This window comes from Paucibacter sp. KBW04, assembly GCF_003852425.1.
Lineage (GTDB): Bacteria > Pseudomonadota > Gammaproteobacteria > Burkholderiales > Burkholderiaceae_C > Paucibacter_A.
Genome location: NZ_QAJN01000012.1, coordinates 56876 through 65440, shown reverse-complemented (window position 1 = coordinate 65440; position 8565 = coordinate 56876). Strand labels below are relative to the sequence as shown.

Here is an 8565-nt window from a genome sequence, read left to right as displayed (position 1 = left end):
GCGCCCAAGAAAGTAGGTCGCCCGCCGGGGCGAGTTCCCGGCTGGGCCTTCGAACACACAAGATCTCATCACAAGCAGACTCAAGCAGGCGATCACGCCATCAATCGATACCCCACCGCCGTCTCCGTCAGCAAATGCTTGGGCGCCGCCGGCACCACCTCCAGCTTCTGGCGAAGATTGCCCATGTAGACGCGCAGATAGTGGTTGTCCTCCACATGCGAAGGCCCCCACACCGCCTTGAGCAATTGCCGATGCGTCAGCACTTTTCCGGCGTTAGCGATCAGGTGCGTCAACAAACGGTACTCGATCGGCGTCAGGTGCACGGCCTCACCCGCGCGCAGCACGCGGCGGGCGGACAGGTCCACCGCAACCTCGCCGAAGCGGAACAGCGTCTGCGCCGGCTCGTCGGCATTGCCGATGCGTCCCGCCTGCTGGCTGCGGCGCAAGGCCACGCGCACCCGCGCCATCAGCTCACCCACACCGAAGGGCTTGGTCAAGTAGTCGTCGGCACCGGCGTCCAGCGCGGCGATTTTGTCGACCTCGTTGGTGCGGGCCGAGAGCACGATCACCGGCACGCCAGACCAGGCCCGCAAGTCCTTCAAGTAGTTGATGCCGTCGTCGTCCGGCAGTCCCAGATCCAGAATGACCAGCTCGGGCCTGCGCGTGCCGGCATCCACCAAGCCCTGGCGCACGGTCTCGCACTCGTGCACCTGCCAGCCCTCGGCCTCCAGGGCCATGCGCACAAAGCGGCGGATGCTGGGTTCGTCCTCAACAATCAGGGCAACGGGTTGCGGTTCACTCATCTTCTAGCTTCTCTTCCAAACAAGGCATGGCAGGCGCCTGGCCCAGGGGCAGCAGCATCACAAAAGCAGCGCCCTGGGGCTGGGCCGACTCGGCCCAGATGCGACCACCATGGGCTTCCACGATGGCGCGGCAGATGGCCAGCCCTAAACCCACACCGGGAGTGCTGGACTCGCGCTCGCCCCGGCTGAACTTGGCGAATAGCTGTTCCTCGCGCCCCGTAGGCAGGCCCGGGCCATCATCGCTAACACTCAAACGCAGCGCATCCTGGCCTTGCAAAGCGCCGGGCGCCAGGCTGGCGGCCAAGCTGATGCGGCTGCCGCGCGGCGTGTACTTGAGCGCGTTCTCCAGCAGATTGCAGAGCACCCGCTCCATCAGCGTGGCATCCAGATTCAACAGAGGCAGGCCGGCGGGAATGTCCACCTGCAGATGGTGATCCTGCAGCAGACGCTGCAAGGCCTGCAAAGAAGAACCCACCACCTCGTCCACTGGCTGCCACTGCAGATTCAGGCGCACGGCGCCGCTTTGCAAGCGGGCCATGTCCAGCAGATTGCTGACCATGGCGCTGATGCGCTGGGACTGTTGCAGCAGGCTGCCGGCCAACTCACGGGCGGCGGGCGGCATGCCGGCCATGCCGTCCAGGGTCTGGGCCAGGCCGTAGACCACGGCCAAGGGGGTGCGCAAATCATGCGACAAGGCCGAGAGCAGAGAGTTGCGCAGGCGCTCGGACTCGATCTGCACCAGGGCTTGCTGCGCCACCTCCACATAGTGCACCCGCTCCAAGGCCTGGCCTATGATGCGGGCCGAGGTCTCCAGCTGGGCGCGCAGCTCGGGCTGCATCAGGCTGCGCTTGGAGCGTGGGCGCAGGGCCAGCACGCCACGCACCCGCATGGGCGCGACCAGGGGCAGATAGAACCAGGCGCTGCCGGCCAGGGTGTCGGTGCTCAGGCCGGCGGCCTGCTTGTGTTCCAAGGCCCAGCGGGCGGTGCCAGCATCGGGCTGATCGGCCAAGGGCAAGGCTTGCTGGCGCGGCGAGGGCTGCAGCTGTTCGTCCAGATCCAGCACAAACAGCAGGGCCTCGCCCATCACCTCTTGGGCCAGGGCGGCCTCGGCCACCTGCAGCACCTGCTCACTCTGCAGAGCACCGGCCAGATCGCTGGTCAGCTCGAACAGGGCGCGCGAGCGCCCTTCCCGTTCGGCCGCGACCTGGGCCTGGTAGCGCAAACCGGCCGTCAGCTGGCCGGTGATCAGGCCCACGGCCAGCATGACGACAAAGGTCAGCAGGTACTGCACATCGCTGACGGCAAAGCTCAGCTGGGGCGCGACGAAGAAAAAGTCGAACAGGCCCACGCTCAAGAAGCTAGCCGCCACCGCCGGGCCACGGCCCAGCTTGAGCGCCACGCCCACCACCGTCAGCAAGAACAGCATGACGATATTGGACTGATCAAAGGCCAGCTGCAGCGGCCAGCTGATCAGCGTCGTCAGGCAGCAAGCGGCGAAAGTCAGGCCGTAGCTGCGGGCTTTGCCCTGCCAGTTTTCGTTGGCGGCCTGGACGGCCCTGTCCTCGCCCGAGCTGGCCTCGGAGCGCTGGGCAGCGACGGGGGTCTGGGCGGCGCAGATCAGGTCCAGCTCAGGCGCGGCCGCGGCAATCTGCTGCTGCAGATCGGGCCGGCCACTCAGGCGCGCCAGCCAACCGCGCGCGCGGCCACGGCCCAGCACCAGCTTGGACAGATTGTGTTCGCGTGCATGGCGAATCAGGGCCGGCGCCAGGGCCTGGGCCGAGAGCACCGCCGTGCTGGCCCCTAACTCGTGAGCCAAGCGCAAGACGCGCAGAATGCGCTCGCGCTGCGCATCGGGCAGGCGCTGCAAGGCCGGGGTTTCGACATACACCGCCTGCCAGCTGACATTGAGTTGCTGGGCCAGCTGGGCGGCATTGCGCACCACGCTCTCGGCCGCGGGCGTGGTGCCCACGGCGCAGAGAATTGCGGCCTCGGTCTTCCAGACCTGCGCGATGCGCTCGTTGCTGCGCCAGGCCTGCACATCGTCTTCCACCCGGTCGGCGGTGCGACGCAGGGCCAGCTCCCGCAAGGCCATCAGATTGCCCTTGCGGAAAAAATTGTTCGCGGCGCGCTGGGCCTGCGGTCCCATATAGACCTTGCCTGCGGCCAGGCGGGCCAGCAGCTCGTCGGCCGGCGTGTCCACCATCACCACCTCGGCGGCAGCGTCGAAAAAGGTGTCGGGCAGGGTCTCCTGCACCCGCACGCCGGTGATGCCGCCCACCACATCGTTGAGGCTTTCCAGATGCTGGACGTTGAGCGTGGAATAGACATTGATGCCGTGGGCCAGCAGCTCCTCCACGTCCTGCCAACGCTTGGGGTGGCGGGAGCCGGGCACATTGGCATGCGCTAACTCGTCTACCAGGATCAGGGCCGGCTTGCGCGCCAGGGCCTCGTCCAGATCGAACTCGGGCAAGGACTTGCCCCGGTACTCGATGTTCTTGAGCGGCAGCTGGGGCAAGCCCTCCAGCATGGCCATGGTTTCGCTGCGGCCATGGGTCACCACGATGCCGGCCAGCACGCCCTGGCCTTCGGCCTGCAGCTTGCGCGCTGCCTGCAACATGGCAAAGGTCTTGCCCACCCCGGCCGAGGAGCCAAAATAGATGCGCAGCTTGCCGCGCTTCTCGCTCTGCTGGGCCTGGGTGATCTGGGCCAGCAGGGCGTCGGGGTCAGGTCTTGCGTCAGTCATACGAAATTCAAACCCGTTCCTTCATTAGCCCGGCCTGACTTTCGGGCCGAGCGCCGGGCCGCCCCAAGCCGGCCCGCGAAGGCGATGTGTTTGCTGGTCGATCCTGCAAACATCGCCGTCCCCTCGGGGGACCGGCCAAGGTAATCCTTGGACGAGGGGCTCGTACTCACAGCCAACCGGCACGGCGGAATCGCCACCACAGGCCGACGCAAACCGCACTGATAACGCCCAAGGCGGCCGGATAGCCCCAGCTCAGCTTCAGCTCGGGCATGTGCTCAAAGTTCATGCCCCAGATGCCGGCAAAAGCCGTGGCGGCGGCAAAAATACCGGCCCAAGCGGCCAGGCGCTTGGTGACGTTGCTGTCTTCAATCGCGACCATGGACAGATTGGCCTGGATGGCGGTGGCCAGGGTGTCGCGCACCGACTCGATGGCGCTTTCGATGCGGGCCAGGTGGTCGGCCACATCGCGGAAATACTCGCCCGTGCGCGCGCATAGCGGCGGGATGCGCCCGCCGTGCAGCTTGGACAGCATTTCCAGCATGGGCGCCACCGCCCGGCGCAAAAGCATCAGGCGGCGCTTGAGCTCATAGAGGCGCTTGATATTGTCCAGCTGGGCGCCGCGCACAAATATGCTTTGCTCGATCTCTTCCAGCTCCGACTCCAGCAGGTCGACGATGGGGAAGTAACGATCCACCACCGCGTCCATCAAGGCGTAAAGCACAAAGCTGGGGCCGTGCGCCAGCAGCTCGGGCTCGCGCTCGCAGCGCTCGCGCACGCCCAAGAAATGCAGCTTGCTTTCACGCCGCACCGAGAGCACATAGTTAGGCCCGCAAAAGACGCAGACCTCGCCCAGGCTCAGATCACCGCCCACCCAGTCCACCAGATGCATGACGACGAACAGGTCCTGGCCGTATTCCTCGACCTTGGGGCGTTGATGGCCATGACGGGCATCTTCCACGGCCAGGGGGTGCAGATTGAAGAGGCGACGCCAGGGCTCCAGCTCCTCCGCCTCGGGGTCGCGCAGAGCGACCCAAATAAAGCAGTCGGGCCGGTCCAGATAGGCCGCCAACTCCTCCGGACGTGAGGGAGACAAGTCCGCAAGCTTCTGGCCCGCTTGATAGGCTGTGCAATTGATCAGCATGCGGACATTGTCTCTTGCTCACACCGGGGGAACAGCAGCTTTCGGGCGCTTAGAAGGTTTTGCCGACGCTCAGCACCAGGCCGGTGTCGCCGACGCGCTTGGCGTCTTGCGCGGCAGCGTTGCCGACTTGGTAGAAGTCCTTCTTGGCATTGCTGCCGACGACGGCGGCCGTCCAGTTCAGACCCAGGATTTCCTTGGCGATCGAGACCTTGGCATCGGTGTAGGACAGATCGCCGTAGTTGCGCACCTTCAAGACGCCGATATGGGTAGCCAGGGTGATGCCTTGGCCCAGATCAAAGTTGTAGTTCAGGTCCAGATAGGCACTGCCCTTGCTGCCACCATTTGCGCCTAGGCTGCTGAAGTAGGCGTAGCCGGCGGTATCGCTATTGAGGCCGAAATAGTCGGTAGCGGCGACCGAGAGCTTGGCGCTGAAGGCGCCGTAGCTCAGGCCCAGATACAGATCGACGTTGTCGTACTTCTTGTCCGTGGCCACACCGGGGGCGCTGTTCAGGCGCGCACCGGGGTAGAAATAGACCAGGGCACCGAGGTCCAGGGTCAGGTCTTGACCCGACACACTCAGAGGGCTGAATTTGAAGCCACCGTAAACATCGGTCTCCAGGCCGGCACCGTTGTTATAGCTATTGCCCGAGACATTGGAGGCCCAGACGCCGGCGTAGGCGCCGCTGCGGTGAGCGTAGTCAAAGCCGCCTTGCACGGCGGGCAGCTTCCAGCTCTGGCTGATGCCACGGAAGCGGTAGTCGCTGTTCAGGCTCAGATTGCCGGTCAGGGTGTGCTCGGGCGTGGGAGCGGGCGCCGTGGCTTGCGCAGAGGCTGTAGCGCTCAGCAGGGTCAGGGTGGCCAGGGCGATCAGGGAAACAGTCTTGTTTTTCATAGGAATGGAACAGCGTGATTCAGAAAAAAATGCGCGAAGCATTGGGGACAAATAATCGAACAAACAAATAAAAGACGATGAGACCCCTCCCGTCCAGGAACTCTCTCTTTCTTGTTGAGAGCTTTTCCTCCGGTCTCATCGGGCGAGCCCGAGGCGTAGGACCCCGGACCACCAAAAAACGAGGCGAGCCGATATGGCTCTGGCTCAAACTCAGGCGGCAGAAGCCGCTGAGGCAGCGACGGGCGCGACCTGGGCAGGCTTGACGGCCCGCGGTGCGGCGGCGTCCAGAGCCAGATTGAGCTTGAGCACATTGACGCGCGGCTCACCCAGCACGGCCAGGTCACGCGACAAGGTGTTGGCATCGATCAAGCGCTGCACTTCCTTGAGAGGCAGCTTGCGCTCGCGGGCCACGCGGGGCGCTTGGTAGCGGGCCGCGGCCATGCTGATCTCGGGGTCCAAGCCACTGCCCGAGGCCGTCACCAGATCCGCCGGGATGGGCAGCTTGTTGTCCGGGTCGGCGGCGCGCAAGGCCTCCACACGGCCTTTGACCGCATCGTTCAGGGCCGGGTTCAGCGGGCCTTGGTTGCTGCCGGAGGAGCCCGCGGCGTTATTGCTCATGGGGCCGGTGGCCGAGGGGCGGCCCCAGAAGTAGTCGGGCGAACTGAAGTTCTGGCCGATCAAGGCCGAGCCCACCAGCTTGCCATCGCGCTCGATCAAGGAGCCTTCGGCCTGCGAGGGGAACAAGGTCTTGCCAATGCCGGTGACCACGACCGGATAGAGCAGGCCGGTGACGGCGCTGAGCATCAAGAAGCTGACCAGGGCGGGACGCAAAAGTGTTTTCATGATGTGTTTGATTCCTCAGACGAGATGGGCAGCGACCAGGATCAGGTCGATGATCTTGATGCCGATGAAGGGCACGATCAGGCCGCCCAGGCCGTAAACCAGCAGATTGCGGCGCAGCAGCGATGCCGCGCCGATGGCGCGGTAAGCCACGCCCTTCAAGGCCAGCGGGATCAGGCCAATGATGATCAAGGCGTTGAACACCACAGCCGACAAAATCGCCGAGCTGGGGCTGTGCAAGCCCATCACATTCAAGGCCGCCAACTGCGGGTAGACGCCCACAAACATGGCCGGGATGATGGCGAAGTACTTGGCCACATCGTTGGCGATGGAGAAGGTGGTGAGCGAGCCGCGGGTCATCAGCAATTGCTTGCCGGTTTCCACCACTTCCAACAACTTGGTGGGGTTGGAGTCCAAGTCCACCATATTGCCGGCCTCTTTGGCGGCCTGAGTGCCGGTGTTCATGGCCACAGCCACATCGGCCTGAGCCAGGGCGGGTGCGTCATTGGTGCCGTCGCCGGTCATGGCCACCAGACGACCTTCGGCCTGGTAGTCGCGGATCAGCTTGAGCTTGGCCTCGGGTGTGGCTTCGGCCAGGAAATCGTCCACGCCGGCTTCGGCCGCGATGGCAGCTGCGGTGAGCTTGTTATCGCCGGTGATCATCACCGTCTTGATGCCCATGCGGCGCAGCTCGGCAAAGCGCTCCTTGATGCCGCCCTTGACGATGTCCTTCAACTCCACCACGCCGAGTACACGGTTACCTTCGCTGACCACCAAGGGCGTGCTGCCACGGCGTGCCACTTCATCGACGGCGCTTTGCACCTCCTGCGCCAGCTTGCCTCCGAGCAACTCCACGTGGCGGCGGATTGCGTCCCCGGCGCCCTTGCGGATGCTGCGGGTGGGCGAGAGCACATCGCCGAAGTCCACGCCGCTCATGCGGGTCTGGGCGGTGAAGGGCACGAAGTGCGCCTGCATATCGGCCAGTTCACGCTCGCGGATGCCATGCTTGCTCTTGGCCAGCACGACGATGCTGCGGCCTTCGGGCGTCTCATCGGCCAGGGAGGCCAGCTGAGCCGCGTCGGCCAGCTGGGCCTCGCTCACACCGGGGGCGGGGATGAAGCTGCTGGCCTGGCGATTGCCCAGGGTGATGGTGCCGGTCTTGTCCAGCATCAGCACGTCCACGTCACCAGCGGCTTCCACCGCGCGGCCCGAGGTCGCGATCACATTGGCCGCCATCATGCGGCTCATGCCGGCCACGCCGATGGCGGACAAGAGACCCCCAATGGTGGTGGGGATCAAGCACACCAGCAAGGCGACCAGGGCGGTGATGGAAACCACGGTACCCGCGCCCGCCGCTTCCACCGCGAACATGGAGAAAGGCAAGAGCGTGGCGGTCACCACCAGGAAGACCAGGGTCAGGGCCACCAACAAAATCGTCAAAGCGATCTCGTTAGGCGTCTTCTGGCGCTTGGCGCCTTCGACCATGGCGATCATGCGATCCAGGAAGGACTCACCGGGGTTCACACCCACGCGCACCACCAGCCAGTCGGACAGCACGCGGGTGCCGCCGGTGACGGAGGAGAAGTCGCCGCCGGACTCGCGGATCACCGGGGCCGATTCGCCGGTGATGGCGCTTTCGTCCACCGAGGCCACGCCCTCGATCACCTCGCCGTCCAGCGGGATCAGGTCGCCCGCTTCCACCAGCACCACATGGCCTTTGCGCAGCTCATCGGACTGAGCCGGCAGCCATTTGGAGCCATGCTTGGGCTGATCCAGCTTCTTGGCCCAGGTCTTGGTCTTCAAGCCACGCAGCGAGGCGGCTTGCGCCTTGGAGCGGCCTTCGGCCAGGGCCTCGGCGAAGTTAGCGAACAAGACGGTGAACCACAGCCACAGCGAGATGCTGAGCATGAAGCCCGAGCCTTCGGCCCCGGCCACGGCCGGATTGCTGAGGCTCCAGACCCACAGCCCCGTGCACAGCAGGCTGCCGATGTACACCACAAACATCACCGGGTTGCGCCATTGCGCCGCCGGACTGAGTTTGACGAAGCTCTGCACCAGGGCGGGCTTGAGCAGCACCGGATCCAGCAGAGACAGCGTTTGCTTTTCTTGCGCTTCTTTTGTATTGCTTGTTTGCATCAACATGATT

The 8565-nt window shown here is 64.8% G+C and carries 6 protein-coding genes; all 6 read right to left on the bottom strand.

Annotated elements, in window-relative coordinates; all coding sequences use genetic code 11:
- Window positions 1–92: 92 nt before the first annotated feature.
- Window positions 93–803 carry a two-component system response regulator KdpE gene (gene kdpE, locus DBR47_RS15135; protein WP_124451501.1) on the bottom strand — a complete coding sequence of 237 codons (711 nt, stop codon included), beginning with the start codon at window positions 801–803 and terminating at the stop codon, window positions 93–95.
- Window positions 796–3546 carry a DUF4118 domain-containing protein gene (locus DBR47_RS15130; RefSeq protein WP_124451499.1) on the bottom strand — a complete coding sequence of 917 codons (2751 nt, stop codon included), beginning with the start codon at window positions 3544–3546 and terminating at the stop codon, window positions 796–798. Before DBR47_RS15130 ends, kdpE begins: the two co-directional genes overlap by 8 nt.
- Window positions 3547–3712: 166 nt before the next feature.
- Window positions 3713–4687, bottom strand: a complete 975-nt coding sequence (locus tag DBR47_RS15125) for a magnesium and cobalt transport protein CorA (protein ID WP_124451497.1) — start codon at window positions 4685–4687, stop codon at window positions 3713–3715.
- Between the two features lie 49 nt (window positions 4688–4736).
- On the bottom strand, window positions 4737–5579 hold the full coding sequence (locus DBR47_RS15120; RefSeq protein WP_124451495.1) for a TorF family putative porin: 843 nt from the start codon (window positions 5577–5579) through the stop codon (window positions 4737–4739).
- 210 nt (window positions 5580–5789) lie between these two features.
- On the bottom strand, window positions 5790–6422 hold the full coding sequence (kdpC, locus tag DBR47_RS15115) for a potassium-transporting ATPase subunit KdpC (protein ID WP_124451493.1): 633 nt from the start codon (window positions 6420–6422) through the stop codon (window positions 5790–5792).
- Between the two features lie 15 nt (window positions 6423–6437).
- The gene (kdpB, locus tag DBR47_RS15110) at window positions 6438–8561 is read right to left on the bottom strand and encodes a potassium-transporting ATPase subunit KdpB (protein ID WP_231512328.1); all 2124 of its coding nucleotides are present in this window, start codon (window positions 8559–8561) and stop codon (window positions 6438–6440) included.
- Between the last annotated feature and the right edge of the window lie 4 nt (window positions 8562–8565).

Bases quoted from the DNA above. Each gene is read 5' to 3' on its own strand.
- kdpE (WP_124451501.1), bottom strand. From the start codon at position 803: ATGAGTGAACCGCAACCCGTTGCCCTGATTGTTGAGGACGAACCCAGC.
- DBR47_RS15130 (WP_124451499.1), bottom strand. From the start codon at position 3,546: ATGACTGACGCAAGACCTGACCCCGACGCCCTGCTGGCCCAGATCACC.
- DBR47_RS15125 (WP_124451497.1), bottom strand. From the start codon at position 4,687: ATGCTGATCAATTGCACAGCCTATCAAGCGGGCCAGAAGCTTGCGGAC.
- DBR47_RS15120 (WP_124451495.1), bottom strand. From the start codon at position 5,579: ATGAAAAACAAGACTGTTTCCCTGATCGCCCTGGCCACCCTGACCCTG.
- kdpC (WP_124451493.1), bottom strand. From the start codon at position 6,422: ATGAAAACACTTTTGCGTCCCGCCCTGGTCAGCTTCTTGATGCTCAGC.
- kdpB (WP_231512328.1), bottom strand. From the start codon at position 8,561: ATGTTGATGCAAACAAGCAATACAAAAGAAGCGCAAGAAAAGCAAACG.